The following is a 25,063-nucleotide window of genomic DNA, read 5'->3' as shown; positions in this document are numbered from 1 at the left end:
GCCCGGATCCGTGCCGTTCGCGTGGCAGCCTGTCCGGCGGACGGCGTCACCGCGCGACCGGAAATCGCCTGCGACGAGGCCTCGCGCTTCTGCCCGGGGAACGGTCGGCCTAGGGTGGGCCCGATCACGTTGGGTGTCACCACTGGACTACATACCGACCGGTCGGCATGATAGGGCGGGTCCCGTTCACCCGTCCGTAGGAGCGACTTCATGAGCCCCGACCATCCGCCCGGACTCGACCTCGACCGGCTGCGCGCCCTCCTGGAGCGCGAGCGCCCCGGTCTGGTCGCCGGCCCCCTCACCGGCCGGCTGATCGAGGGCGGCCGGTCGAACCTCACGTACGAGGTCGGGGACGGCACCGGCAAGTGGGTCGTACGGCGGCCCCCGCTCGGCCATGTGCTGGCCACCGCGCACGACATGAAGCGCGAGCACCGGGTGATCAGCGCCCTGTACCCGACGAGCGTGCCGGTGCCGCGGCCGGTGCTGCTCTGCGAGGACAACGATGTGCTCGGGGCACCGTTCTACGTCATGGAGTTCGTCGAGGGCACCCCCTACCGCACGGCCGCCGAGCTGGCCCCGCTCGGTGCGGAGCGCACCCGGGGTGCGGTGCTGTCGCTGGTGGACACCCTGGTCGAACTGCACGCGGTGGACCCGGCCGAGGTGGGGCTGGCCGACTTCGGGCGCCCCGAGGGCTTCCTCGACCGCCAGCTGCGCCGCTGGGGCAAGCAGCTGGACGCCTCCCGCAGCCGCGACCTGGCCGGCATCGACGAGCTGCACGCGGCGCTCGGCCGTCAGCTGCCCGCCTCCCCCGCGCCGGCGGTCGTGCACGGCGACTACCGGCTGGACAACGTCCTGATCGGCTCGGACGACCGCATCAAGGCGATCCTCGACTGGGAGATGTCCACGCTCGGCGACCCGCTGACCGACCTGGGCCTGCTGGTGATGTACAGCGTGCCGCTCGAGGTGCCGAACTCCCCCGTCTCCACGACCGCCGCGGCCCCCGGGCACCCGTCCCCGGCCGAGCTGGTCGAACGGTACGCGGCGCGCTCGGGGCGCGACGTCTCGGCCGTCTCCTGGTACACGGCGTTCGCCTGGTTCAAGCTCGCCGTGATCCTCGAGGGCATCCACTACCGCTACACGCTGGGCCAGACGGTCGGGCGGGGCTTCGACCGGATCGGCGAGCTCGTCCCCGTCTTCATCGAGCACGGACTGACCACTCTTCAGGAAGGCTGACGGCCATGGACTTCGCGTTCGACGCGCGCACCGAGGAACTGCGCGGCAAGCTGCTCGCCTTCATGGACGAGCACGTCTACCCGGCCGAGGCGGTCGCGGAGGAGCAGCGGGCCGCGCTGGCGTCCCCCTGGGACACCCCGGCCGTGGTGGAGGAGCTGAAGGCCGAGGCGCGCAGGCAGGGCCTGTGGAACCTCTTCCTGCCCGACACCGAGTACGGCGCCGGGCTCACCAACCTCCAGTACGCGCCCCTCGCCGAGATCACCGGCCGCTCCCCGCAGCTTGCGCCGACGGCCCTGAACTGCGCCGCGCCCGACACCGGGAACATGGAGGTGCTCGCGCAGTTCGGCGACGAGCAGCAGCGGAAGCAGTGGCTGGAGCCGCTGCTCGCCGGGGAGATCCGCTCGGCGTTCGCGATGACCGAGCCGGAGGTGGCCTCCTCCGACGCCACCAACATCACCACGCACATCCGGCGGGACGGCGACGAATACGTCGTCACGGGCCGCAAGTGGTACATCTCCGGGGCGATGAACCCGGACTGCAAGATCTTCATCGTGATGGGCAAGACGGACCCGGACGGCGCCGACATCCGCCGCCAGCAGTCGATGGTCCTGGTCCCGCGCGACACCCCGGGTGTCACCGTCAAGCGCGCCATGAAGGTCTTCGGCTACGAGGACCACTACCACGGCGGCCACGCCGAGGTGATCTTCGAGGACGCGCGGGTGCCGGTGACGAACCTGATCGGCGAGGAGGGCGGCGGCTTCGCCATCGCCCAGGCGCGGCTCGGGCCGGGCCGTATCCACCACTGCATGCGGCTGATCGGGATGGCGGAGCGGGCGATCGAGCTGATGTGCCGCCGGGCCGTCTCGCGCGACGCCTTCGGCAAGGCGCTGGCCCAGCAGGGTGTGGTGCACAACTGGATCGCGGACGCGCGCGTGACGGTCGAGCAGCTGCGGCTGCTGGTCCTGAAGACCGCCTGGATGATGGACACGGTCGGCAACCGGGGCGCCCACACGGAGATCCAGGCCATCAAGATCGCCACGCCTCGCGCGGTCGTCGACATCATCGACCGGGCGATCCAGCTGCACGGCGCGGGTGGCGTCAGCCAGGACTTCCCGCTGGCCGAGCTGTACGCCGGCGCGCGCACGCTGATGATCGCGGACGGCCCGGACGAGGTGCACCAGCGGTCGCTGGCGCGGCGGGAGCTGAAGAAGTACCTGTAGGGCATGACGTAAGGGGCGGTCGTCCATGGCGACCGCCCCTTACTCACGCGTGCTACGGCCGCAGGGCCCGCAGCAGCAGGTCGGCCAGGTGGTCGGCGACCTCCTGGGGGCTCATCGGGCCGTTCGGGCGGTACCAGGTGGACAGATGGTGGACGGAGCCGAAGTGGTAGTCCACCACCAGGTCGGCCGGGGTCGCCGTGGAGAAGACGCCGGCCTCCTGGCCCTCCTCGACGAGCGCGCGGAAGCGTTCGTGGTAGCGCCGGCGCTCGGCGCGGACCTGCTTGTTCTTCTCGGGGCTCAGGTGGTGCATCGAGCGGAAGAAGATCATCGCGTCGTCGAGGTTCTCGATCGTCGTGACGACGACGTCCGCCGCCGCGCCCCTCAGCCGCTTCTCGATCGGCTCGTCGGCGTCCGCGAAGGCGTCCAGGCGCTCCTGCTGGACGCGCAGCACGCGCGCGTACACCTCGTGGAGCAGGTCGTCCTTGGAGCCGAAGTAGTGGTACAGCGCCCCCTTGGTGACGCCGGCCGCCTCGACGATCTCCTGCACGGAGGTGCGGTCGTACCCCTGCTCGGCGAAGAGCCGGGTGGCGGCGGCGAGGAGCCGTTGCGGAACAGGAGCCTCTGCGCCGTCCGTCGTCCTGGGCACTGCCGCCACCTGCCTTCTTCCTCGATGCGTTACTGACTGTCGTGCGGGCGGGAACGCCGTTCCCGACGGAGGATCTTCCCACTTGCCGTCTTGGGCAGGTCGGGCAGGATCTCCACCTGACGCGGATACTTGTAGGCCGCCAGTCTGTCCTTGCAGTAGGCGGCGAGCGTATCGGCATCCGCGTCCGCGCCGGGACGCAGGCTGATGTACGCCTTGACGGTCTCCCCGCGGCAGCCGTCCGGCACCCCGGCCACGGCGGCCTCGCGCACCGCCGGATGCGTGTACAGCACGTCCTCGACCTCGCGCGGCCACACCTTGCCCCTCCTTCCGGGGGACACCCCCAGACCCCCGGCGGACGCGTTGATCATGTCCTTCTTGCGGTCGACCGCGTACAGCCGACCGGGCCGCCTCCAGTAGCCGGGGACGACCTGGGGTCCACGTACGACGCCCTGATCGTAGGTCCGTACGACCGTGTCAGCCCCGGCACGCCGACGGCGAAAGTCCCGGGCAAGGTCGACCGGGGCCTCGTGCAGCGGCGGGACGGTGGCGCAGGTGGCTGCGCACTTGGTGAAGTGGTAACCGTTGCGGGTGTACGGGCCGAGGCCGGCGCGGAACTTCTCCACCTGGACGGGCGGCACGGCGGCGCGGTCCGCGGAGAGGTTCGGGAACAGGGAGAAGTGGTCGCGGGTGACGGCGGGGGACGCGGCCAACGCCCCTGAAACCGCCGACGGCCCGACCGTGAGGCCGGGCCGCACGTGAACTGGCAGACCATGCCGGTGATTTGGCCTCCTCCTCGCACCGAAGCGCGGGGATTCCGACCCAGTAGGTCGAGGTTCACGGACGCTCGACCGCGTACACGGTGTCATCCCTCCGGCAGGCCCTGCCGCGACACCCCTGTGGGGGCTCGTACAACGTCCCACCGTGCCCAACTCACCCCAAACCGGCGGCTTGTGGCCGGCGCGGGCGACGGCGGTGAGGTCGTCGGCGTCGGACGGCTGCGGAAGCCGTTCGAAGGTCAGCACGCGCGCGTCACCGCGCGTCTGGAAGTCCAGCTCGCATCCCGTGAGCACGATCCGCACCGGAGAGCCGGCCGCCGTGTCCCGCAGATACGACTCCCAGGCCCGGTCGGAGCAGATCAGCGCGGCCACCTCGCCGTCCCGCAGGACGTGGGCGACCTCCCCCGACTTGTACATGGGGTTGACGGGGACGACGGTCGCGCCCGCCTTCCAGGCGCCGAACAGGGCGAGGACGAAGAGCGGGGAGTTCTGCAGCAGGACCGCCACCCGGTCGCCACGCGCCAGGCCGCGGGCGGCGAGGTGTCCGGCGACCGAGTCGCTGAGCTCGTCCAGCTCGCGGTAGGTCAGCCGCCCGTCGAAGTAGGCGAGGGCGGTGCGGTCCGGGGCCTCGGCGACGGACCGGCGCAGGGCGTGCACCAGGGAGTCGGCCGGGTCGATCGGGGCGCGCTGGGCGTCGTCGAGGAGGGCCAGCCAGGGCTTGGCCGCGTAGTGGGAGGCGGGCGCGGTCATTCGGCGGCCTCCCACTTCTGCTGGAGGTGGTTCATGTTGGCCAGCCAGCGGTCGGGCTCGGTGGCGCGCACCTCGTAGTAACCGGCCACCTCGGGGTGCGGCAGGATCAGGAAGCGGTCCTCCGCGATCCCCTTGAACAGGGCGTCCGCGACGTCGTCCGGCTCGATCGCGGTCGGCTTGAGCACCAGGTCGCCCGCGCTGCCGGTGGCGTCCAGCATGGCGGTGCGGACGCCCTGCGGACAGATCGCGTGGACCTTGATCCCGCGGTGGCGGTAGGTGAGCGACAGCCACTCGGCGAAGGCGTAGGCGCCGTGCTTGGTGACGCTGTACGGCGCGGCGCCGATCATCGTGAGCAGTCCGGCGGCGGACACGGTGGAGACGAACCGGCCGCTGCCGCGCTCCAGCCAGTCCGGGAGCAGGGCGTGGGCCGCGCGGACGTGGGCCATGACGTTGACGTCCCAGGCCTGCGCCCAGACGCTTTCGTCGGCCGCCTCGGAGCCGCCCGAGGGGACTCCGGCGTTGGCGCAGTAGACGTCGACGGTGCCGCCGAGGGCGTCCCGGGCCTGCTCGACGACCGCCGAGGCGTCACCGGGCACCGCGATCCCGCCGATCTCCTCCGCGACGGCCCGCGCCCCGTCGGCGTCCAGGTCGTTCACGACGACTCTGGCGCCCTCCGCGGCGAACCGACGGGCCAGCGCGGCCCCGATCCCGCCTCCTGCTCCGGTGACGACCACTCCAGCACCCTGTACGGCTCCCACCATCGTCTCCTTCGGCGCGACGCGATTCGGCTCGAACACCAGACTAACCGGTCGGTATGTAGCAGGGAAGGGCGATCGTGTCTCCGCGGGCCCCGGGGAACGGGCTGCGCCGTGACGTATGGCCAAGTCCGCTGGTTAGCAGGACGATACGCCCCACATCGCACCGCTTCGGGGGACAGGAGCCGCCATGGCACAGCCGACGATGAGCGTGAGCCCGTACTGGGAGCTGACCTTCGACGCGGACGGTGACGTCGACACCGCACAGCGGGACCGGCTGCTGACCGGGGTGAAACAGCACAAGATCCGGGACCTGATCGTCTTCTCGCACGGCTGGAACAACGACCGCTCCGGCGCCACCCGTCTCTACAGCCGCTTCTTCGAGCCGATCCCCCGGCTCGCCCCGGCGACGGCCAGGATCGGGTACGCGGGCGTGGTGTGGCCGTCGATGCGGTTCTGCGACGAGCCGATCCCCGACCTCCCGCACACCATGGCCGTGGCCGCGACCCCGGGGCTCGACGACGGCACCCGGCACGCGCTGCTGGAGACGTTCCCGGGCCGGGCCACGGTCATCGAACGGATCGCGCGGCTCCTCGAACAGCGCCCGCCGGAGGAAGGCGAGCTGGAGGAGTTCGGGCGGCTGGTGCGGGAGCTGGTGGACGCGGTGCCGCCGGGTCCGCAGGCCCTGTTCGCGGCGGACACGCTGGCGGAGGGCGTGCCGCAGGACGAGCCGGAGATGTTCACCGGGTCGGCGGCGGCCGCCTGCGAGGAGTTCGCGGCCGCCCTGGCCGGATGCGCGTCCGACGGCGAGGAGCCGGCGTTCGCGCTGCCCAACCCGTGGGACGGGGCGAAGGAGTTGCTGCGGCAGGCGACGTACTACGCGATGAAGCGGCGCGCCGGGACCGTCGGCGAGCGGGGGCTCGGGCCGCTGGTCGGGCGGCTGGCGCGGGCGGTGCCCGGGGTGCGGGTCCATCTGGTGGGGCACAGCTTCGGCGGGCGGCTGGTGTCGTTCGCGCTGCGCGGGCTGCCCGAGGGGGTGCGCACGGTGAAGTCGGTGACGCTGCTCCAGGGGGCCTTCTCGCACTACGCGTTCGCCGCGCAGGGGGTGCTCCAGGGACACCAGAACCGGATCGACGGACCCCTGGTGTGCTGCTACTCGCGATTCGACCAGGCGCTGAGCACGATGTACCCGCTGGCTTCCCGGATGGCCGGCGACGCTCGGGGGCTCGTGGGGGAGGTACTGGGCGCCAAGTGGGGTGCCATGGGGCACGACGGGGTGCAGTCGGTGCCGGGCACGCGCGCGTTCGGGCTCGCCGAGGCGCTGTCCGACGGGAAGCTGCCGACGTCGGGCTGTGTGAACGTGGACGCGGCCGCCGTGGTCAGGCGGGGCGGGGCGCCGGCCGGGGCGCACAGTGACATCGTGCACCCCGAGCTGGCGCGGGTGGTGCTGGCGGCGGGCCGTATCACCTAGGGACCGCACCCGGATCGCACAGGGCGCGACCCGCCGCCGCAGGACCTACCGGTGGGACGTGAACTCGACCACCTGCTGGAAGGTGGGCCGGTTCTGCCAGCTGATGTTGTAGTGCTTGATGCCGCCCAGGGTGCGCTGGACGATCGAGTCGGCGCACCACTGGTCGCCCGCCGAGCACAGGTCGTCACCCGGGTAGACCTGGGCCGCGGTCTTGCCGGCCGCCGTCTTCAGGGTGCTGATCAGGACGTCCCGGCAGCCGCTGAGCGTGCCGCCGCCGCAGTACTTCTGCGTCAGCCCGCCCTGCACCGTCTCGCCGAGCACGGCCCGGATGTCCTTGTCGACATAGCTCCACCAGCCGTACTGGAAGGAACTTCCGGCGTGCGCCCCGGTCGGGCCGTGGGCGGCCGACGGGGACTCGTCGATCGGCAGGTTGGCGGTGAACGCGGTGTACAGGTCGGTGCCGAGGCCCGGTTCGAACTCGCCCTGGACCAGCAGCGGCCACCAGGCGTCCAGGATGCGGATCGCGTCGGCGTTGGCGTACGCCTTCGAACCGGCCGAGGTCTCCGTGCGTTTGCCGCCCGCAGTCACCCAGGCCTGCAGCTTGCTCACCGCGGCAGCGGCCGTGGAGTCGGTGACCGTGGAGCTGTTGATCACCTTCAGCAGGTCGGGCAGGACGTCCTCGGCCCTCAGGTCCGCGAGCGCCGCGTCCGCCATCGCCTTCACCAGCGACGCACGGGTGACGCCGCCGACCGCGACCAGTTTCTTCACCCGGTCCTCGAGAAGGTTGCCGCGATGGACCGAGCCGTCGCCCCAGGAGGCCGTGGTGTAGTTCAGGGCCTGTTTGTTGTTCCAGGAGACGTAGTAGTCCTGGTCGATGGAGTTGGGGTGCTCCGAGGCCGGCGTGTAGGTGGCCGTGTTGGTGGCCGGCACCCAGTTCTTCCACTCGTACGCCGCCTGCGCCCACACCGGGAACTCGGAGTCGACGCCGGTCGCGCGCACCGGGTTGTCGCCGCTGTTGTAGTAGGCGGTGTGGCTGGAGTCGGCGTAGAACCAGTTGAAGGTGTAGTTGATGTGCTGCACCGCGCTCTGGAAGGTCTGCGGGCTCTTGACGTAGTCCGGGTCGTTCAGCATCTGGAAGCCGATGATGGAGTCGGCCTCGTGCATGAACGACGAGCGCAGGGTGGTGTAGGCGACCTTCTTGCCGCCGACGGTCGCCCGGTACTCCACGGGGCCGTACTTGGTGCGGTAGACCCGCATCGTGTAGGAGCCGGCCGCGGTGTCGTCGGCGGTGGTCGGCTTCCAGGAGTTCTTCTGTTCGACCACGTCCATGGCGGTGCAGGTGCCGTGGTACAGGTAGTGGTAGTCGTCCTGGCACAGTTCGACCGCGTACGTGTCGATGATGTCCTGGCCGGAGGTCGTGGCGCTCCACGCGTAGTCCTGGCCGCGGCCCAGTTCGACGTACATGCTCAGGCCTGCGAAGGAGGCGCCGCGGGCGCTGATGCCCGGGCCCTGGATCTCCTGGAGCATGAGCAGCTGCGGGGCGAAGTAGCCGGTCTGCGGGCCGAAGACGGCGATGGGGTGGCCGCTGGCGGTGGCCTTGCCGCTGACGACGAGGGCGTTGGACATGCCCCGTTTCGCCGAGCTGAGGGCGGTCGCGGTGGCCGCCGCGGCGGTGGCGGAGGCGCTCTGGTCGCCGCCGGTGCCGGTGGCGTCGTAGACCAACGGTTGCGTGCTCACCGAGCCGTCGTCGGGCAGGGCCTGGCCCTGCGCGCTGTCGGGCTTGGCGCCGTAGGGGAAGCTCTCGCCGTTGTGGACGGTGAGGACGGCCTCGGGGTCGTTGCGCTCGCGGAACGCCTCCCAGACCTTGGTGCCCTCGGTGACGCCGTACTTCTCCTGTGCCGCGAGCAGGGAGATGGCGTTGTTGACCTCGCCACCGCCGCCGGAGCCGAAGAGCGCGCCGATGACCGAGGCCAGCGCCACCAGGTCGGTGATCTTGAAGTGGTCGATGGTGCCGGCGTTGGTGATTGAGTCCTTGTGGCCGGTCAGGACGTATTCACCGGGGAAGTACCGGCCGCTGTCGGAGGCGTCGATGTACGCGTTGACGCCGGCGAGGTAGGCGTTCGCGTCGGCGAGGGCCTGCTGGCCGCGGGTGCCGTTGGTGGCGACGGCATTGTCGATCTGGGCCTGGAGGTCTGCCTCGGTGTACGGAGCGTTGCGCCAGAACTGCTGTTCAAGGCCCTGGTTGGAGGGGTCGCCGCCGGCGAAGGTCGTGAGCTGTCCGCGGCCGACGTGGCGGAAGACGTCCATGAGCCACAGCCGGTCCTGGGCGGCGGCATATCCGGCGCCGAACTCCGTGCCGTATCTGGTGGTACCGGTGATGTGCGGAACGCCCGTCTTCTTGTCGCGGACGATCGTCACGTCGGTGCGGCCCGCGGGACTCAAGGTGGAGGCGACTTGATCGGAAGCGACACCGAACGACGCGTCGTTGAAGAAGTTGTTGATCGTGGCGTTGGTGAGGGTGGAGTAGCCCTTGGCCAGGTTGGCGTAGGGCCCGAGCTGGTCCTCGGCGTGGTCGGGCTGGGTGCCGAAGGCCTGGTTGAGCAGGATCTGCGCGAGGGTGGCGTTGCCGTTCTCGCCGGGCGGCAGGATGTCGGAACACTGGCCGCCGCAGTAGTCGTTCGCCGCCGTGACCGTGGCCGCCGAGGCGGTCGTCTGGGCAAGAGGCGACAAAAGACCGGCAATGAGGGCGCATACGGAGGCGGTCTTCAGGAACCCGGGGAATCTGCCGGGAGTTCTCAGTCTGTCGAGAGTGAAGCGGGGGGTTCGCCGTGGCATCGGCTGCTCCTAGCGACGGGGGAGTCGGCGGAAGGTTACCGGCGGTATCCCCGGGATTGAAGATGAACATGCGTCAAGTTTTCGGCAGGTGGAGGACATCGGAAATCGGAGGGAGCCGAATCGCATGTCGATACGTCTATTCGACGACGTCCGTACGACGACGCCGAAGTGACCGAAGTACAGGTGCAGATGTGACGGAGGTGCAAGGCGATGGCGGGTTTCCGGAGTCTGGCGAGACAGGCGCGAGACGCTCGGTGCGATCTGGCACTGCGGCGTTACTCGCTCCGCAAGTGCCTTGAGCGGTTCGCCCCTTACGGGCACAGGGCGACCTGGGACCATCTGTGCTCCCGGGCGGGGTTCGGCCCCGAGGACCGCTCCCCCGACCCAGCGCGGCTCGTGGCCGCGCTGGACGAACTGGAGGAGGCGCGCGCGGTGTGGCTGGCCTACGAGGTCGAGTTCGCCGAGCGCCGCAAGAAGGAGAAGCACGACGGGCTGCGCAGGCCGGGCAGTGTCGACGACTGGCACCGGCTGACCTGGGGCGGCTTCGGCGTGGCGTGGTGCGACGACCCGCGGGTCCACCCCCGTGAACCGCTGGCCGAGGTGCTGCGCCGGCTGATCAGCGCACTGGAGCGCGAACCGGGCTGCTCCTGCCCGGTCTGCGGCGGCGAGCGACTGCAGTGGAAGTACGACCTGGACCACGAGCCGTCGGCGGGTCCCGTCTGCGCGGACTGCGGAATACTCGTGCCGCGGCCCGTGCTCACCCCCGAGGCGCTGGCGTACGCCCGGCGCGGACGGCTGCTGGTGTCGGCCTGATGCCCCTCTGAGGGCACGGCGGGCACGGCCCACGTGTTCGGCGGGGGTGCGCCGGGGATGCCGCACCCCCTGTGTCCGCGGGCTTCGGCCGCGCCGGGGCGATGTCAGTGGTGCCTGGCACCATCGAGGCATGGTGCAGGTCTGTCTCAACGGGCGCCGAGGGGGCGCCGGGGATGCCGCACCCCCTGTGTCCGCGGCTTCGGCCGCGCCGGGGCGATGTCAGTGGTGCCTGGCACCATCGAGGCATGGTGCAGGTCTGTCTCAACGGGCGCCGAGGGGGCGCCGACGGCGCGTGTGTGCCGTTGTCGCCGGAGGCGCTCGCCGAGTCGGCGGCCGAGGCCGTCGCGGCGGGGGCCACGGAGGTCCATGTCCATCCCAGGACGCCGTGCGGGCGGGAGAGTCTGTCCCCGCGCGTCGTCTCGGTGGTCGTCGACGCGATACGGCGGCGGGTGCGGGTACCCGTCGGGGTGACCACGGGCGCCTGGGCCGAGCCGGATCCCGAGACGCGGCTGTCCCGCGTGCGCGGATGGGACGTCCTGCCCGACTTCGCCTCCGTCAACTGGCATGAGCCGGGCGCGGAGGAGGTCGCCGAGCAGTTGATCGGCAGGGGCCTGGGTGTCGAGGCGGGCATCTGGTCCGGGACGGACGGCGCCGCCCGGTTCGCCGCGTCCCCACTCGCTCCGAAGGTGCTGCGGGTCCTCGCGGAGGTGACCGACCAGGACCCGGGGACCGCCGAGGCGTCCGCGCGGGCCCTGCTGGCCGAGATCGGCTCCGCCCCCGGCGCACGGCCCGTGCTGCTGCACGGCGAGGAGGGCGGCACATGGCCGGTGCTGCGGCTGGCCGGGCGGCTGGGGCTCGCGACGCGTACGGGCCTGGAGGACACGCTGTTCCTGCCGGACGGGCGACGCGCCGCGTCCAACGCTCAGTTGGTGGCCGAGGGGCTGTACCAGTACGGGTGCGCCCAGCGTTCGTCGTAGGGCAGGGCGAGGAGCTCGGCGCGGACGGCGAGGTCGGACTCGCCCGCCGCGCGCAGCCGGGCCGGGGCGTGCTCGGCGAGCCAGGCCTGGTGCTCGGCGATGACGGCGGGCTCGTCGTCCGGGTCCCACCAGGAGAACGGCGCGTGGTCGGTGACGAGTTCGTACTGCCAGGAGGCGGCGCAGCTCGCCAGGTGCGCGTCGGCGACGGGGCCGGGCTCCCACCGGTCGAGGAGCGGGGTGAGCGTGCCGAGGATCATGGCGCAGGTCTCAAACACGTCGTCGACGCGGTACGGCGGGTCGGGCGTGGTGAGAACGTCCTGCCACCAGGCGTGCACGAACGCCTCGACGGCCGATGCCTGTGCGGCCGGCCAGCTGCGCCAGCCGACCCGGGACAGACCGTGGATGCCCCAGCCGACACCTCCCAGCGTGCCGTCGGCCATGGCGTGTGCGGTCTGCGGCAGCAGCCGGCGCATCACGGCGGCGTGGTCCTCGAAGTGGCCGGGCACCTTGAAGACGAACCGCTCCACCACGTCGAGCGGCACCCGGGCGTAGGGGGTGCGCAGGTAGGCGGTCTCTTCGGGGCGGAAGCAGCGCTCGCAGCCGGTCTCGTGCGGGCTGGCGAAGCCGTTGAAGACCGTGTCGATGTCGGCGAGGGCGGCGGCGAGGGCCGGGGTGGACATGGGAGTTCGTCCTGTCGGGACTCCGTGCGCGAGGGCGCGTTCGCGACCGCCGGCCGAAGAGCGTGACGTTACCAGCCGCTAATCGGGTCGCTCCATCCCTTTCCCGTGGGGAGAGTTGAGGACGATGAAACCGAGCTGAGGTATCTAAGGAGAGCCCCTCATGTCGACGCTGCGCGTCACCGCCGAAGTGCTGACCGTGCACGAGCACCCCAACGCCGACGCCCTCGAACTGGCCCAGGTCGGCCTGTACCGGGCCGTCGTCGCCAAGGGCGCGTACCGCACCGGTGAGGCCGCCCTCTACATCCCCGAGCAGGCGGTGCTCCCCCTCGAGCTGGTCGAGGAGCTGGGGCTGACCGGGCGGCTGGCGGGCAGCGGGTCGGACCGGGTGAAGGCGGTGCGGCTGCGGGGCGAGCTGTCGCAGGGGATCGTGTGCCGGCCGCAGGCGCTGGCGGGCGTGGACCTGGCGCGGGCGGCGGCGGAGGGCATCGACTTCGCGGAGCGGCTCGGCATCGTGAAGTGGGTGCCGCCGATCCCGCCGACCATGAGCGGGGACGTCGAGTCGGCGCCGGATCTGCTGCCGTGGGTCGACATCGAGAACATCCAGCGCCACCCGGACATCTTCGAGCCCGGTGAGCCGGTGGTCCTGACGGAGAAGCTGCACGGCTCGGCGTGCCTGCTGACGTATGTCGCCGACGAGGGGCGGGTGTACGTGTCCTCGAAGGGCTTCGGCGCGAAGTCGCTGGCGCTGGTGGAGGATCCGCGGAACCTGTACTGGCGGGCGGTGCGCGGGCACGGCGTCGTCGAGGCGGCGGCCCGCCTCGCGGAGCGGCTCGGCGCGCGCCGGGTCGGCGTCTTCGGGGAGGTGTACGGGGCGGGGGTGCAGGACCTGACGTACGGCGCGGACGGGCGGCGCGAGACGCTCGGGTACGCGGTGTTCGACGTGTCCGCGGAGATCGGGGGTGCGGTGCGGTGGCTGGACGCGGCCGAGGTTCTCGGTGGGGAGCTGCCGTTGGTGCCGCGGCTGTACGAGGGGGTGTACGACAGTGAGCGGGTGCTGGAGATCGCGACCGGGCGGGAGACGGTGTCGGGGCGGGAGCTGCATCTGCGGGAGGGCGTGGTGATCCGGCCCGCGGTCGAGCGGTACAGCCCGGTGACGGGGGGACGGGCGATCGCCAAGGCGGTGAGCGGGGCGTATCTGACGCGGAAGGGCGGGACCGAGTACGAGTAGGCGCCCGGGGTGGGGGCGGGCCGGGGGTGGGGCGCGCGGCCCGGCGCTGCCGGGGTGCCGCTGCGCCCGCCCTCCCCCACTCTCGGCTTCGCTCGAGCAGGGGGACCCCCATCGCCCCAGCGGCACGACTGCCCGCAGCTACGTCAGGTTTCAGCCGGGGTGACTGCAACCTCCCAGGGGCGCGGGGAACTGCGCGATCAGCCCCCACGCACCCGCAGCCGCCCGATGCCCCGCACCCCTTCCCCCGGTGGCACCGGGCGGCTAGCCCTTTCTCTTCTCGGCCAGGAGTCGTGATCCCGTCAGGCGTTCGCCGAACACGTCGTCCGGGTTGGAGAGGACGCAGGTGTCGAGTGAGAGGCAGCCGCAGCCGATGCAGTCGGTGAGGTGGTCGCGGAGGCGGTTGAGCTGCTGGATGCGCTGGTCCAGTTCCGCCCGCCAGACCTCGGAGAGCCGCGCCCAGTCCTCTCTGGTGGGCGTGCGTTCCTCGGGGAGTTCGGCCAGGGCCTCGCGGATCGTCGCCAGGGGGATGCCGACCCGCTGGGCGGCGCGGACGAAGGCGACCCTGCGGAGGGCGTCGCGGTGGTAGCGGCGCTGGTTGCCCGTGGTGCGGCGGCTGCTGATCAGCCCCTTGGACTCGTAGAAGTGCAGGGCGGACACGGCGGCGCCACTGCGGGCGGCGAGCTGGCCGACGGTGAGCTCGTGGATCTTCTCGGGGATCTGGGGCACCCCTCGAACCCTACCCATCGTTGACATGCGCCCCCATCCCCACCATGCTAAGCAGTCGCTTAGTAAGACATCGTGCGAGAGGGCCGGAGACACATGGCAGAGCCGAGGATCTTCACGTCCGCCGAGGAACTGAAGTCGGCGGTGGGCGAGCAGCTGGGGTACACCGACTGGCTGGAGGTCGACCAGAAGCGGATCGATCTGTTCGCCGAGGCCACCGGCGATCACCAGTGGATCCACGTCGATCCGGAGAAGGCCGCCGCCGGACCGTTCGGGACCACGATCGCGCACGGCTATCTGACCCTGTCCCTGCTGCCGCTGTTCGGGCCGCAGCTGATCAAGGTCGAGGGCGTGAAGATGGGCGTCAACTACGGGACGAACAAGGTGCGTTTCCCCTCGCCCGTCCCGGTCGGCTCCCGGCTGCGCGCCACCGCGGCGATCACCGGCGTCGAGGACGTGACCGGCGGTGTCCAGGTCACGGTCGCCTTCAGCGTGGAGCGCGAGGGCGGGGACAAGCCCGTGTGCGTCGCGGAGTCCGTCTCCCGGTACTACCTGTAGGAAGAACGCGCGAGCGTCACTTCGCCGCGCCCACCATCCGCAGCACGAGGTCGGCGTAGAGCGCGCCGACCTCTTCGGGTGTGCGCGGGCCGTCGACGTTGAACCAGCGGGCCACGTCGATGCAGAGGGAGAGCACGGCGAGGGTGGTCCCGTGGACGTCCAGGACCTCGAACTCGCCCGCCGTCACACCGTCCTCGATGATCCCGCGCACCTCGGCGTCGACCTGCCGGCGCAGCGCGAGGATCTCGGCGCGGGCGTCGGGGCCGAGGGCGTCCAGTTCGTACTGGACGACCCGCGCGGTGGTGCGCCGCCCCGCGTGCCAGCGGACGAAGGAGCTCACGGCCTCAGCGAGGCGCTGTGTCGCGCTGCCGTCCCCCGCCGCCGCCGTGCGGAGGATGTCCAGCGCGCGGTCGTGACCGATCCGGCTGATCCGGTGGAGCAGCTCTTCCTTGGTCTTGTAGTGGATGTAGAGGGCGGCCGGGCTCATGCCCGCACGGCCCGCGATGTCACGGGTCGTCGTCGCGTGGTAGCCGCGCTCGGCGAAGGCCTCCACGGCGGCGACGAGCAGTCGCCGGGCCGCGTCGGGGGTGACCTCTTCCCACGGCTCGATCTCGCCGCCGGCCATCTCCTGCGCCGTACTCATCCCTCGCTCGCCCCTCTCGATACAGGAGCTCCACCATACCGCCGAAGGTGAGCGGTTGCTTAGAGTGCCCGCTCAGCCGGACAGGCCCTAGGGGAAACCCTTGGTTCCGGACAGCCTCGGACGGCTCCTGACAGCCTCAGATCTTCTCGAAGGGGTCGTGCTCGGCGAGGAGCTTCTCCAGGCGGGCCTGGTCGACGCGGCTCACGATCGATCCCGCCTCCTGGCGGTCGCGGATCACCTTCGCCAGGGTGAAGGCGGAGGTGACGAGGTACAGGACCGCGATCGCCAGGAAGGCGCGCACCCAGGCGTCGGTGTTCAGCTGGTAGATGCCGATGGACGTGGCCGCCATGGCGATGCCGAAGGAGGCGACGGCCTGGCCGTAGAAGGCGGCCGTGTTCTGCTGTTTGACCGGTGTGTCACTCATGGGCGAAAGGATCCCGCCGACGTGGCGCGCGCCACATCCGTACACGTACTCAGACGGATACTCAGAACGCCGAGACCCCCGTCAGCGCCCGCCCGATGACCAGCTTCTGGATCTGGCTGGTGCCCTCGTAGAGGGTCATCACCCGGGCGTCGCGCAACAGTTTGCCCGCCGGGTACTCGTCGATGTAGCCGTAGCCGCCGAAAACCTGCAGGGCGTTGTTCGCTGCGCGGACGGCGGCCTCGGAGGCGAAGAGCTTGGCCTTGGAGGACTCCACCGCGAACGGCAGCCCGCGGTCGATCAGGTCGGCGACCCGCCAGGTCAGCAGCCGGGCCGCGTCGACGTCCACGGCGATGTCGCTGATCAGCTCCTGGATCAGCTGATGGTGGGCGATGGTCTTCCCGAACTGCTCGCGTTCGCCCGCGTACCGCACCGCCGCGTCCAGGGCGGCCTGCGCTATGCCGACGCAGCCCGCCGCGACCGACATCCGGCCCTTGGCGAGCGCCGACATGGCGACCGAGAAGCCCTTGCCCTCCTCGCCCAGCAGGGCGGACGCGGGCACCCGGACGTCCTGGAGGACCAGCTCGGCGGTGGCCTGGCCGCGCAGGCCGAGCTTGCCGTGGACGGTACGGCGGGTGAGGCCGGGGGTGTCGGTGGGGACCAGGAAGGCGGAGACGCCCTTGTGGCCCGGTGCGTCCGTGGAGCGGGCGAAGAGCAGGACGACGTCGGCCCAGGTGCCGTTCGTGATGAACATCTTGCTGCCGTTGATCACGTACATTCCCCCACTCTCGGCTCCGCTCGAGCGGGAGGTGCCCCCATCTTCACGGACCGCGCGGGTGGCGAGGTTGCCGGCGTCGGAGCCGGTGCCGGGCTCGGTGAGGCCGAAGCAGCCGACGTACGCGCCGGAGGTGAGCCCCGGCAGCCAGCGGCGCCTCTGCTCCTCGCTCCCCCAGGACGCGATCGTCTTGGCGACCAGCCCCAGGGACACGGAGACGATCCCGCGCACGGACGAGTCGCCGCGCCCCAGCTCCTCCGTGACCAGACAGTACGCGAGATGGTCGCCGCCGGAGCCGCCGTATTCCTCGTCGATCGTCAGGCCCAGGAAGCCGACCTCGCCGAGCTTCTTCACGATGCCCCGGTCGACTTCCTCGGCACGGTCCCAGGCGACGACGTTCGGGGTGATCTCGCGCTCCACGAAATCCCGGGCGAGCCGCCGGACGGCCTCCTGCTCGTCACTGAGCCCCAGATTCACCACGACCTCACCCCTTGAAAGCCGGACATTTAAATTAGCACTGCTAGTTTCATGTGTCCGCCCTACTATGTGCGCCATGGCCCGACCGCGCAAGCCCCTTCTCAGCACCGACCGGATCGTCGAGACCGCACGGGCGCTGGTGGACGCGGAGGGCCTCGCGGCCGTCTCCACGCGCCGGCTCGCCGCCGAACTCGGGGTCAGCGGGCCCTCGCTGTACAACCACTTCCGCACCAAGGACGAGATCCTGGAGGCGGTCGCCGACTCGGTGAGCTCCCAGGTCGACCTGTCGATGTTCGACGGCGACCGGGACTGGCGGACCGCGCTGCACGACTGGGCAATCTCCTACCGGGCCGCCCTGCGCGACCACCCGAACATCGTCCCGGTCCTCGCCCAGGGCCCCGGCCGCCGCCCGGCCGGCCTCAGGGTCGCCGACGCCGTCTACGGCGCGATGGTCGCGGCGGGCTGGCCGCCCGCCCAGGCCACCTCCATCGGCGCGCTGATGCGGTACTTCATCATGGGCTCGGCACTCGGCTCGTTCGCCGGCGGTTTCGTCGACGATGCGACCGCGTACGACCCCGCCGACTACCCGCATCTCGGCCAGGCTCACCTCCTCGCCGAGCAGCAGGAGAAGATCGACGAACGGGCCTTCGAAACAGGCCTGACGGCACTGCTGGACGGCCTAGCCACACAACACCGCCACCTGTCCTGACCTAAGGGGCGCGGGGCTGTATCGATATGCGGCTCCGCCGCGTGGGCGCGACCAGCCACAACGCACCCGCAGACGAACAACGACATATTTCGGCCCGTACCGAACTGTCCGTCCCCCATGCTGGAACACATGACCACCAGGGACGCGAGGGCACCGGCCTTGGCCGCTCTGGCCGCACTCCTCGCCGACGAGACAAGAGCCACCTGCCTCCTCGCCCTGCTGGACGGCAAGGCATGGACCGCCGGCGAGTTGGCCCGGCACGCAGGCGTGGCCGCGTCCACGCTGAGCGAGCACCTGGGCAAGCTGGTCGCGGGCGGCCTGCTGACCGAGGAACGGCAGGGCCGGCACCGGTACGTACGGCTCGCCGACGCCCGCGTCGCCCAGCTGGTGGAGGACCTCGCCGCCCAGGTCCCCCCGGACCCGGCGGTACGTCCACGCACCCTGCGGGCCGCGAACGCCGGGTCGGCGATGGCCCGCGGCCGCACCTGCTACGACCATCTCGCCGGGCGGCTCGGCATCACGGTCACCGACGCGCTCACCGCGCGCGGGCTGCTGCGTCAGGACACCGGATTCGCGCTCACCGACGCGGGCGTACGGTGGTTCGAGGGCGTCGGCATCCCGCTCGACCGGTCGAGCCGCCGCCCGCTGGCCCGGGCCTGCCTCGACTGGACCGAGCGCCGGCCCCACCTCGCGGGCGTCGCGGGCGCGGCCCTGTGCGGGCACGCCCTCGACACGGGGTGGTGCGAACGGGTCGGCTCCGAGCGGGCGGTCCGGGTGACGGCGGAGGGCGAACGGGCCCTGACCGAACTGCTGGGCATCGAGCAGGGCGCGTTGCGCTGAGCACCGGCACAGGCAGCAGTCCTCGTGACGCAGAAGCACCCGTCCGAAATCCGCCGGTCCCGGCCCCCTTCCCTTCCTACCCTCGGGAGCATGATGAACACCGCTCGTCGTACGGAACTGTCCGCCGCCGGTGCGGCCGGCTTCACCGTCCTGGCCTGGGCCTCCGCCTTCGTCTCGATCCGCAGTGCCGGTGCCGCGTACTCGCCGGGCGCGCTGGCGCTCGGGCGGTTGCTGGCCGGTGCGCTGGTGCTGGGAGTGCTGTGTGCCGTACGGCGTGAGGGGTGGCCGCCGAGGGCGGCCTGGCGCGGGATCGCGATCTCCGGCGTGCTGTGGTTCGGGCTGTACATGGTGGTCCTGAACTGGGGCGAGCAGCAGGTGGACGCCGGGACGGCGGCCCTGGTCGTGAACATCGGGCCGCTGCTCATCGCCCTGCTGGGCGCGCGGTTCCTCGGCGACCGGCTGCCGCCGCGGCTGCTGGCCGGGATGGCGGTGTCCTTCGCCGGAGCGGTGACCGTCGGGCTGTCGATGTCGGGCGGGGGCGGGTCCTCGCTGCTCGGGGTGGTGCTGTGTCTGCTGGCGGCCGTGGCGTACGCGGGCGGGGTGGTGGCGCAGAAGCCGGCGCTCGGGCACGCGAGCGCGCTGCAGGCGACGACGTTCGGGTGTGCGGTGGGGGCGGCGATGTGTCTGCCGTTCGCCGGGCAGCTGGTCCGCGACGCCGCCGACGCCCCGCTGTCCGCCACCCTCAACATGGTCTACCTGGGCGTGGTTCCCACCGCGCTGGCGTTCACCACCTGGGCTTACGCCCTGGCCAGGACGACCGCCGGACGCATGGGCGCCACCACGTACGCCGTGCCCGCGCTGGTGGTGCTGATGTCGTGGCTGGCGCTGGGCGAGGTGCCGGGACCGCTGACCCTGGTGGGCGGTGCGCTGTGTCTGGCGGGGGTGTGGGTGTCGCGGTCGAAGCCCCGCCGGGCCGCGGCGACCGAGCCGCGGCCCGAGGAGGCGGACGTCTCAGCGTGAACGCGCCCGGCCCGCGAGGACCTTGATGGAGATCAGCGCGATCACGGACAGGGCGACGATGTAGGCGGAGACCGCCAGTGAGGTGCCCGTCGCCTCCAGCAGCAGGACCATGACGAAGGGGGCCAGGCCGCCGCCGGCCACGGCGGCGATCTGATAGCCCAGGGACGCCCCCGTGTAGCGCATCTCGGGTGTGAACAGCTCGGCGAACAGGGCGGCCTGGGGGCCGTACATGATGCTGAGGAAGCAGCTCGCGACGAAGGTGGCGACCGCCAGCCACAGCAGCGAGCCGGTGTCGATCAGCAGGAACAGCGGTACGGCCCACACGGCGATGCCCACAGCGCCGAACGCGTAGACGCGGATGCGGCCGAGGCGGTCGGAGAGGGCGGCGGAGACCGGGATCAGGGCGAGCTGGGTGAGGCTGACGCCGAGGGAGACGGCGAGCACGGGCCCGCGTGCCATGCCGAGCTGGCGGGTGGTGTAGTCGAGGACGCCCGTGATGAGGATGTAGAACGCGGCGGTGTTCACGGCGAAGGAGCCGCCGGCCAGCAGGACCGTGCCGAGGTGCTCCCGCAGGATCGTGCGCAGCGGGGAGTTCTGCTCCGCCTTCTCCTTCTCGCTCAACGCCCTTTCGGCGGCCCGGAATTCGGGGGTCTCCTCGACGCGCGTGTGGATGTACCGGGCGAGGACGAGGACCAACAGGCCGACCACGAAGGGGACGCGCCAGCCCCAGGCGGCGAATTCACTGTCGGAGGTGAGGGCGCCGGCCAGGAGGAAGGCGGTGTTCGCGGTCACCACACCGATGGGGACCCCGAGTTGGACGAAGCTGCCGTAGAGGCCCCGCTTGCCCTCGGGGGCGTACTCGGTGGCCAGCAGCATCGCGCCGCCCCACTGGGCGCCCACCGCCATGCCCTGGACCACGCGCAGGAGGACCAGCAGGACCGGTGCGGCCACGCCGATGGTGTCGTAGGTCGGGAGGACGCCGATGCCGGTCGTCGCCACGCCCATGAGGGTCAGGGCGAGCACCAGCATCGGCTTGCGGCCGCGCTTGTCGCCGAGCTGGCCCGCGACGATCCCGCCGAGCGGGCGGGCGAGGAAGCCGACCGCGAAGGTGGCGAAGGCGGCGAGGACTCCGGCGGTGGAGCTGCCGGCCGGGAAGTACAGATCGCCGAGGACGAGGGCGGCTGCGATGCCGAAGACGAAGTAGTCGTACCACTCGACGGCCGAGGCGAGTGCGGCGGCGGTGGCGACGCGGCGGCGATGGGGAGTCGCGGGGGCCGCGGTGGGGGTCGGGTGAGCGGTGGGGAACGTGTCCATGCGTGCACACTCCAGTGGGTGCTATGGGGACGTTCCGGGGAACATACTGACCGGACGGTATGGGGTCAACGGGTGTGCAGGAGACTTCTCTTCGGCCGGGCCGCAACCGGGCCCGGCCAAAGGGAGGGAAAGAGAGGGAAAAGAGAGGGAAAAGGCTAGAAGACCACCAGGGCCCGGCCGCCCTTGCCCGCCAGCATGTTCTCGAAGGCCGCCGGGATGCCTTCCAGCGCGATCCGCTCGGTCACCAGGGCGGAGAGGTCCAGGCGGCCCGCGCGGACGTGTTCGGCGAGGACCGGCAGGTCCCGGGCCGGGTCGGAGTTGCCGTACACGCAGCCGGAGAGGGTCCTGCCCCAGTGGAAGATCTCCAGGGCGTTGAAGGTGACCTGCTGGTCCTTGCCGCCGATGCCGACGACCGTGGTGCGGCCGCCGCGCCGGGTGGACTCCCAGGCCGTGCGGATGGTGACCGCGCGGCCCACGCACTCCACGGCCACGTCGACGCCCTGCTTGCCGGTGAGGGCGCGGATCTCGCGGGCCGTCCGATCGGAGGCGAGCACGTACTCCGTGGCACCCGCCGCTCGCGCCAGTTCCTCCTTCTCCGGGGAGACGTCCACGGCGACGATTCTCGAGGCGCCGGCGATCCGGGCGGCCTGGAGGGTGGCGAGGCCCACCCCGCCCACGCCGAAGACGGCGACGGTCTCGCCGGGGCGGACGCGCGCGGAGTGGTGGACGGCGCCGTATCCGGTGAGGACCGCGCAGCCCAGGAGGGCCGCGTCGGTGAGCGGGATCCCGTCGGGCAGCGGCAGGACACAGGAGGCCTTGACGACGGTTTCCTCGGCGAACGCGGCGACGTTCAGGCCGGGGTGGAGGTCGGTGCCGTCGGCGGTGCGGGCGTAGACGTCGGCCGAGCCGGTCAGCGCGTTGGCGCACAGCCAGACCTCGCCCAGTCCACAGGCGTGGCAACTGCCACAGGACGGAGCCCAGTTGAGGACGACGGCGTCACCGGGTGCCACCTCGGTGACGCCCTCTCCCACGGCCACGACCGTGCCCGCGCCCTCATGGCCGAGGACCGCCGGGACCGGCACCCGCATGGTGCCGTCGGACAGGGACAGGTCGGAGTGGCAGACCCCGGCGGCGGCGAGGCGGACGCGGACCTGGCCGGGGCCGGGGTCCGGGAGGTCGATGTCGGTGATCTCCAGGGGAGCACCGACGGCGGGGAGTACGGCGGCACGGACCATGGCGGCAACCTCCTCAGAACTGAAGGGACTTGGTCTGGAGGTACTCGGCGAGACCGTGCGCGCCGAGTTCGCGGCCGACGCCCGACTGCTTGTAACCGCCGAACGGGGCGAGGGGATTGAAGCGGCCGCCGTTGATGTCGACCTGGCCGGTGTCCATACGGCGGGCGAAGGCCACCGCCTCTGCCTCGTCGCCCGCCCAGACCGCGCCGGCCAGGCCGTAGACCGTGCCGTTGGCGATCCGCAGGGCGTCCTCCTCGTCCTCGTAGCGCAGGACGGCGAGGACCGGGCCGAAGATCTCCTCCTGGGCGACGGTCATCTCCGGTGTGACGTCGGCGAGGACCGTGGGGCTCACGAAGTAGCCCTGCTCGCACGGGGATTCCGGGCCGCCGGCCACCAGCCGCGCGCCCTCGGCGACGCCCTTCTCGATGTAACTCCGCACCCGTGCCTGCTGTTTGGCGTTCACGAGCGGGCCGATGCGGTCTCCGTACTTCGCGGCGGCGGTCGCCGCCAGTTCGACGGCCTCGTCGTACTGGTCGCGGTGGACCAGCATGCGGGTCCAGGCACTGCACGTCTGGCCGGAGTTGGACATCACGTTGGCGACGCCGACGTTGACCGCCCTGGCGAGGTCGGCGCTCGCCAGGATGACGTTGGCGGACTTGCCGCCGAGTTCGAGGGCCACCTTCTTGATCGCGGCACCGGCCGTGGCGGCGATCCGCCGGCCGACGGCGGTGGAGCCGGTGAACGAGACCAGGTCCACGCCGGGGTGTTCGGCGAGGGCCTGGCCGGCGACCGGGCCGAGGCCGGTGACCAGGTTGAAGACACCGGCGGGGACACGCGCCTCGTGGACGGCCTCGGCGAAGAGCTGGGCGGTGAGCGGCGTGTCCTCGGCGGGCTTGAGGACCACCGTGCAGCCGGCGGCCAGGGCCGGGGCGACCTTGGCGACGATCTGGTGCAGGGGGTAGTTCCAGGGCGTGATGGCGGCGACCACGCCGACCGGCTCCTGGTACACGGTCGAGTTGCCGACCTTCTCCTCGAAGGAGTGGGTGGCGGCGAGTTCGGCGTAGGAGCCCGCGACCGCGATCGGTACGGCCGCGTGGACCGCCTGGGAGAAGGGCAGCGGGGCGCCGAGCTCGGCGGTGACGGTCGCGGCGATCTCGTCCTTGCGGGCGGCCAGGACGTCCCGGAGGGCGCCGAGTCGGGCGGCGCGCTCGGCGGGCGGGGTGGCCGCCCAGGCGGGGAGCGCGGCGCGGGCGGCCCGTACGGCGGCGTCGACGTCCTCGGCGCCGGCCGCCGGGACACGGGCGATGACCTGCTCGTCGGCCGGGTCGACGACGTCGATCACGTCCTGGCTCGCGGCGGGGCGCCAGGCGCCGTCGAGATAGATGCCGTCGTGTGCCTTCATCGCGTTCCTTCCGGCGGGGCTGGTCGTCCGCGGCCCAAACTAGCGTCGTTAGTTTTCTGGCACCAGGGGACTCCTCACGCGACGGGAGTGCGGCGGCTCACTCGTCCAGGTCCGGCAGCCGTGCCGGGGCCGGGCAGATGCGTTCGCCGTGCTGGTCGAAGACGAAGAGGTGAGCCGTGTCGACGAGGAGGGGGACCTGCATGCCGTACCGGAGATCGAAGTCGGGGGTGGTGCGGACCACGAGGTCGCCGGGGATGCGGGCCTCGGGGGAACCGGACGGCCGGTCCTGTTCCGCCGGCTCGTCCAGGACGACGACCGGTCCGGCCCGCAGGCTTCCCGCGCGTTCCCGCAGCCGGTCCAGGACCCGGCCCTCGCGACGGCGGCGCCGGGGCGGGCGCGGGACGGGCCGCGGCGCCTCCAGCTCCGGTACGACGGCGGGGCCGGAGCCGGTGTTGAAGTGCACGAGGACCTCGTGGCCCTGGAACTCCACGTGCTCCACGAGTCCGGTGATGTGCGTCTCCTCGGGGCGGGCCTCGGCGGGCGTGGCGACGCGCACGGCCTCCGAGCGCAGACCGACGATCACCTCGCGGCCCTGCTGCACCCGCAGCAGCCGGTGGTCCAGGGAGAGGGGCTCGGGCAGGCGCAGGGCCTGCTTGCCGAGGCTGATCGTCATCGCGCCGTCGAGCGGGGCGCGGACCAGACCGCGCAGGAGGTTGATGCGCGGGGTGCCGATGAAGGCGGCGACGAAGACGTTGCGGGGCAGGGCGTAGACCGCGCGGGGGGTGTCGAGCTGCTGGAGGAGGCCGCCGCGCAGGACGGCGACGCGGTCGCCGAGCGACATGGCCTCGGCCTGGTCGTGGGTGACGTAGACGGTGGTGACGCCCAGCTCCCGGGTCAGTTTGGAGATCTCGGCGCGCAGATGGTTGCGGAGCTTGGCGTCCAGGTTGGACAGCGGTTCGTCCATCAGGAAGGCGGAGGGGTGGCGGGCGATGGCCCGGCCCATGGCGACGCGCTGGCGTTCGCCGCCGGAGAGCTGGGCGGGGAAGCGGTCGAGGAGGTCCTCGATGCCGAGCATCCGGGCGGTGGCGTCGATGCGCGGGCCCGGGTCGGCGCCGGGTGTCTCGATGCGCAGCGGGAAGCCGATGTTGTCGCGGCCGGTCATGTTCGGGTAGAGGGCGAAGTTCTGGAAGACCATCGCGATGTCCCGCTCGGACGGCCGCAGATCGTTGGCGTACGCGCCGTCGAGGAGTAACTCCCCCTCCGTGATGTGCTCCAGGCCGGCGATCATTCTGAGCACGGTGGACTTGCCGCAGCCGGAGGGCCCGAGGAGGACCAGGAACTCGCCGGGTCCGATGTCCATCGACAGCCGGTCCACGACCCGGACTCCTTTGGCGTGGACCTTGCTGACGTCGTGCAGGGAGATGGCGCGTGTCATGGAAGTGTCCCCGGGGGCTCACTGGTGTGGTGAGTCACGGAAGTTAACGGACTGTGCACGCTTGGGGGAAGAGACTCGCCCGGATCGGACGTCGTGGTCCGACAGGTGAGAAACCGGACGGTCTGGT

22 protein-coding genes and 1 pseudogene are annotated in these 25,063 nt (G+C 71.6%); 10 read left to right on the top strand and 13 right to left on the bottom strand.

The window, feature by feature from the left end; genetic code table 11:
- Positions 1 to 210: 210 nt before the first annotated feature.
- Both ACIRF9_RS45765 and ACIRF9_RS45760 read left to right on the top strand, forming a co-directional pair.
- Complete coding sequence (locus ACIRF9_RS45765) at positions 211 to 1,233, top strand: phosphotransferase family protein (protein ID WP_403835541.1); 1,023 nt, start codon at positions 211 to 213, stop codon at positions 1,231 to 1,233.
- 5 nt (positions 1,234 to 1,238) lie between these two features.
- A complete protein-coding gene (locus ACIRF9_RS45760) occupies positions 1,239 to 2,453 on the top strand; it encodes an acyl-CoA dehydrogenase family protein (protein WP_403835539.1) in 1,215 nt (404 codons plus the stop codon).
- Positions 2,454 to 2,505: 52 nt separating this feature from the next.
- On the opposite strand, the gene ACIRF9_RS45755 is transcribed toward ACIRF9_RS45760, so the two are convergent.
- The 3 genes and pseudogenes from ACIRF9_RS45755 to ACIRF9_RS45745 form a co-directional block, all read right to left on the bottom strand.
- The gene (locus ACIRF9_RS45755) at positions 2,506 to 3,099 is read right to left on the bottom strand and encodes a TetR/AcrR family transcriptional regulator (protein WP_403835537.1); all 594 of its coding nucleotides are present in this window, start codon (positions 3,097 to 3,099) and stop codon (positions 2,506 to 2,508) included.
- A gap of 29 nt (positions 3,100 to 3,128) precedes the next feature.
- Positions 3,129 to 4,625: pseudogene (locus ACIRF9_RS45750) on the bottom strand (AMP-binding protein).
- Complete coding sequence (locus ACIRF9_RS45745; protein ID WP_403835535.1) at positions 4,622 to 5,386, bottom strand: SDR family oxidoreductase; 765 nt, start codon at positions 5,384 to 5,386, stop codon at positions 4,622 to 4,624. The pseudogene ACIRF9_RS45750 and the gene ACIRF9_RS45745 overlap by 4 nt, the downstream one beginning before the upstream one ends.
- Before the next feature lie 184 nt (positions 5,387 to 5,570).
- Here ACIRF9_RS45745 and ACIRF9_RS45740 point away from each other — a divergent pair, with 184 nt between their 5' ends.
- Positions 5,571 to 6,851, top strand: coding sequence for a serine-threonine protein kinase (locus ACIRF9_RS45740; protein ID WP_403835533.1), 1,281 nt, complete (start codon positions 5,571 to 5,573; stop codon positions 6,849 to 6,851).
- 45 nt (positions 6,852 to 6,896) lie between these two features.
- Here ACIRF9_RS45740 and ACIRF9_RS45735 read toward each other — a convergent pair whose 3' ends face one another.
- On the bottom strand, positions 6,897 to 9,686 hold the full coding sequence (locus tag ACIRF9_RS45735; RefSeq protein WP_403835531.1) for a penicillin acylase family protein: 2,790 nt from the start codon (positions 9,684 to 9,686) through the stop codon (positions 6,897 to 6,899).
- A gap of 210 nt (positions 9,687 to 9,896) precedes the next feature.
- Between ACIRF9_RS45735 and ACIRF9_RS45730 the strand changes: the two genes are divergently transcribed.
- Positions 9,897 to 10,499 (top strand): hypothetical protein, encoded by a 603-nt coding sequence (locus tag ACIRF9_RS45730; RefSeq protein ID WP_403835529.1) that lies wholly within the window; start codon positions 9,897 to 9,899, stop codon positions 10,497 to 10,499.
- A 245-nt stretch (positions 10,500 to 10,744) separates the two neighbouring features.
- Positions 10,745 to 11,476 carry a 3-keto-5-aminohexanoate cleavage protein gene (locus ACIRF9_RS45725; RefSeq protein ID WP_403835527.1) on the top strand — a complete coding sequence of 244 codons (732 nt, stop codon included), beginning with the start codon at positions 10,745 to 10,747 and terminating at the stop codon, positions 11,474 to 11,476.
- Here the strand turns inward: ACIRF9_RS45725 and ACIRF9_RS45720 are convergent.
- Positions 11,422 to 12,156 carry a hypothetical protein gene (locus ACIRF9_RS45720; RefSeq protein WP_403835525.1) on the bottom strand — a complete coding sequence of 245 codons (735 nt, stop codon included), beginning with the start codon at positions 12,154 to 12,156 and terminating at the stop codon, positions 11,422 to 11,424. The genes ACIRF9_RS45725 and ACIRF9_RS45720 overlap by 55 nt on opposite strands.
- A 160-nt stretch (positions 12,157 to 12,316) precedes the next feature.
- Here ACIRF9_RS45720 and ACIRF9_RS45715 point away from each other — a divergent pair, with 160 nt between their 5' ends.
- On the top strand, positions 12,317 to 13,384 hold the full coding sequence (locus ACIRF9_RS45715; protein WP_403835523.1) for an RNA ligase (ATP): 1,068 nt from the start codon (positions 12,317 to 12,319) through the stop codon (positions 13,382 to 13,384).
- 261 nt (positions 13,385 to 13,645) lie between these two features.
- Here the strand turns inward: ACIRF9_RS45715 and soxR are convergent, their stop codons facing one another.
- Positions 13,646 to 14,110, bottom strand: coding sequence for a redox-sensitive transcriptional activator SoxR (gene soxR / locus ACIRF9_RS45710; RefSeq protein ID WP_403835521.1), 465 nt, complete (start codon positions 14,108 to 14,110; stop codon positions 13,646 to 13,648).
- Positions 14,111 to 14,203: 93 nt separating this feature from the next.
- Here soxR and ACIRF9_RS45705 point away from each other — a divergent pair, with 93 nt between their 5' ends.
- Entirely contained in the window at positions 14,204 to 14,665 is a 462-nt protein-coding gene (locus ACIRF9_RS45705) for a MaoC family dehydratase (RefSeq protein ID WP_403835518.1), read from the top strand.
- A gap of 16 nt (positions 14,666 to 14,681) precedes the next feature.
- Here the strand turns inward: ACIRF9_RS45705 and ACIRF9_RS45700 are convergent, their stop codons facing one another.
- The 3 genes from ACIRF9_RS45700 to ACIRF9_RS45690 all read right to left on the bottom strand — a co-directional run bounded on the left by ACIRF9_RS45700 (position 14,682) and on the right by ACIRF9_RS45690 (position 16,981).
- A complete protein-coding gene (locus ACIRF9_RS45700; RefSeq protein ID WP_403835515.1) occupies positions 14,682 to 15,308 on the bottom strand; it encodes a TetR/AcrR family transcriptional regulator in 627 nt (208 codons plus the stop codon).
- Positions 15,309 to 15,444: 136 nt separating this feature from the next.
- Positions 15,445 to 15,732 carry a YiaA/YiaB family inner membrane protein gene (locus ACIRF9_RS45695; protein WP_403835512.1) on the bottom strand — a complete coding sequence of 96 codons (288 nt, stop codon included), beginning with the start codon at positions 15,730 to 15,732 and terminating at the stop codon, positions 15,445 to 15,447.
- Positions 15,733 to 15,793: 61 nt separating this feature from the next.
- On the bottom strand, positions 15,794 to 16,981 hold the full coding sequence (locus tag ACIRF9_RS45690) for an acyl-CoA dehydrogenase family protein (RefSeq protein WP_403835591.1): 1,188 nt from the start codon (positions 16,979 to 16,981) through the stop codon (positions 15,794 to 15,796).
- A gap of 76 nt (positions 16,982 to 17,057) precedes the next feature.
- On the opposite strand from ACIRF9_RS45690, the gene ACIRF9_RS45685 reads away from it, so the two are divergent.
- From ACIRF9_RS45685 to ACIRF9_RS45675, 3 genes are all read left to right on the top strand, one after another.
- Positions 17,058 to 17,690, top strand: a complete 633-nt coding sequence (locus ACIRF9_RS45685; protein ID WP_403835509.1) for a TetR/AcrR family transcriptional regulator — start codon at positions 17,058 to 17,060, stop codon at positions 17,688 to 17,690.
- 129 nt (positions 17,691 to 17,819) lie between these two features.
- The gene (locus ACIRF9_RS45680; RefSeq protein WP_403835506.1) at positions 17,820 to 18,530 is read left to right on the top strand and encodes an ArsR/SmtB family transcription factor; all 711 of its coding nucleotides are present in this window, start codon (positions 17,820 to 17,822) and stop codon (positions 18,528 to 18,530) included.
- Between the two features lie 90 nt (positions 18,531 to 18,620).
- The gene (locus tag ACIRF9_RS45675; protein WP_403835505.1) at positions 18,621 to 19,550 is read left to right on the top strand and encodes a DMT family transporter; all 930 of its coding nucleotides are present in this window, start codon (positions 18,621 to 18,623) and stop codon (positions 19,548 to 19,550) included.
- Here the strand turns inward: ACIRF9_RS45675 and ACIRF9_RS45670 are convergent.
- The 4 genes from ACIRF9_RS45670 to ACIRF9_RS45655 form a co-directional block, all read right to left on the bottom strand.
- Positions 19,542 to 20,864: an MFS transporter gene (locus tag ACIRF9_RS45670; RefSeq protein ID WP_403835502.1), complete on the bottom strand. Its 1,323-nt coding sequence runs from the start codon at positions 20,862 to 20,864 to the stop codon at positions 19,542 to 19,544. The genes ACIRF9_RS45675 and ACIRF9_RS45670 overlap by 9 nt on opposite strands.
- Before the next feature lie 155 nt (positions 20,865 to 21,019).
- Complete coding sequence (locus ACIRF9_RS45665) at positions 21,020 to 22,099, bottom strand: Zn-dependent alcohol dehydrogenase (RefSeq protein WP_403835499.1); 1,080 nt, start codon at positions 22,097 to 22,099, stop codon at positions 21,020 to 21,022.
- Positions 22,100 to 22,112: 13 nt separating this feature from the next.
- Complete coding sequence (locus ACIRF9_RS45660; RefSeq protein WP_403835498.1) at positions 22,113 to 23,501, bottom strand: aldehyde dehydrogenase family protein; 1,389 nt, start codon at positions 23,499 to 23,501, stop codon at positions 22,113 to 22,115.
- Positions 23,502 to 23,598: 97 nt separating this feature from the next.
- Entirely contained in the window at positions 23,599 to 24,936 is a 1,338-nt protein-coding gene (locus ACIRF9_RS45655; RefSeq protein ID WP_403835495.1) for an ABC transporter ATP-binding protein, read from the bottom strand.
- Positions 24,937 to 25,063 lie beyond the last annotated feature (127 nt).

This window comes from Streptomyces sp. NPDC096132, from assembly GCF_044763345.1.
GTDB lineage: Bacteria > Actinomycetota > Actinomycetes > Streptomycetales > Streptomycetaceae > Streptomyces.
This window is presented reverse-complemented; position numbering and strand designations above follow the sequence as displayed.

Coding starts and splice junctions, on each gene's coding strand:
- ACIRF9_RS45725 (WP_403835527.1), top strand. CDS start 10,745: ATGGTGCAGGTCTGTCTCAACGGGCGCCGAGGGGGCGCCGACGGCGCG.
- ACIRF9_RS45760 (WP_403835539.1), top strand. CDS start 1,239: ATGGACTTCGCGTTCGACGCGCGCACCGAGGAACTGCGCGGCAAGCTG.
- ACIRF9_RS45765 (WP_403835541.1), top strand. CDS start 211: ATGAGCCCCGACCATCCGCCCGGACTCGACCTCGACCGGCTGCGCGCC.
- ACIRF9_RS45680 (WP_403835506.1), top strand. CDS start 17,820: ATGACCACCAGGGACGCGAGGGCACCGGCCTTGGCCGCTCTGGCCGCA.
- ACIRF9_RS45660 (WP_403835498.1), bottom strand. CDS start 23,501: ATGAAGGCACACGACGGCATCTATCTCGACGGCGCCTGGCGCCCCGCC.
- ACIRF9_RS45730 (WP_403835529.1), top strand. CDS start 9,897: ATGGCGGGTTTCCGGAGTCTGGCGAGACAGGCGCGAGACGCTCGGTGC.
- ACIRF9_RS45740 (WP_403835533.1), top strand. CDS start 5,571: ATGGCACAGCCGACGATGAGCGTGAGCCCGTACTGGGAGCTGACCTTC.
- ACIRF9_RS45705 (WP_403835518.1), top strand. CDS start 14,204: ATGGCAGAGCCGAGGATCTTCACGTCCGCCGAGGAACTGAAGTCGGCG.
- ACIRF9_RS45715 (WP_403835523.1), top strand. CDS start 12,317: ATGTCGACGCTGCGCGTCACCGCCGAAGTGCTGACCGTGCACGAGCAC.
- ACIRF9_RS45670 (WP_403835502.1), bottom strand. CDS start 20,864: ATGGACACGTTCCCCACCGCTCACCCGACCCCCACCGCGGCCCCCGCG.
- ACIRF9_RS45655 (WP_403835495.1), bottom strand. CDS start 24,936: ATGACACGCGCCATCTCCCTGCACGACGTCAGCAAGGTCCACGCCAAA.
- ACIRF9_RS45745 (WP_403835535.1), bottom strand. CDS start 5,386: ATGGTGGGAGCCGTACAGGGTGCTGGAGTGGTCGTCACCGGAGCAGGA.
- ACIRF9_RS45700 (WP_403835515.1), bottom strand. CDS start 15,308: ATGAGTACGGCGCAGGAGATGGCCGGCGGCGAGATCGAGCCGTGGGAA.
- ACIRF9_RS45665 (WP_403835499.1), bottom strand. CDS start 22,099: ATGGTCCGTGCCGCCGTACTCCCCGCCGTCGGTGCTCCCCTGGAGATC.
- ACIRF9_RS45695 (WP_403835512.1), bottom strand. CDS start 15,732: ATGAGTGACACACCGGTCAAACAGCAGAACACGGCCGCCTTCTACGGC.
- ACIRF9_RS45685 (WP_403835509.1), top strand. CDS start 17,058: ATGGCCCGACCGCGCAAGCCCCTTCTCAGCACCGACCGGATCGTCGAG.
- ACIRF9_RS45675 (WP_403835505.1), top strand. CDS start 18,621: ATGATGAACACCGCTCGTCGTACGGAACTGTCCGCCGCCGGTGCGGCC.
- ACIRF9_RS45720 (WP_403835525.1), bottom strand. CDS start 12,156: ATGTCCACCCCGGCCCTCGCCGCCGCCCTCGCCGACATCGACACGGTC.
- ACIRF9_RS45735 (WP_403835531.1), bottom strand. CDS start 9,686: ATGCCACGGCGAACCCCCCGCTTCACTCTCGACAGACTGAGAACTCCC.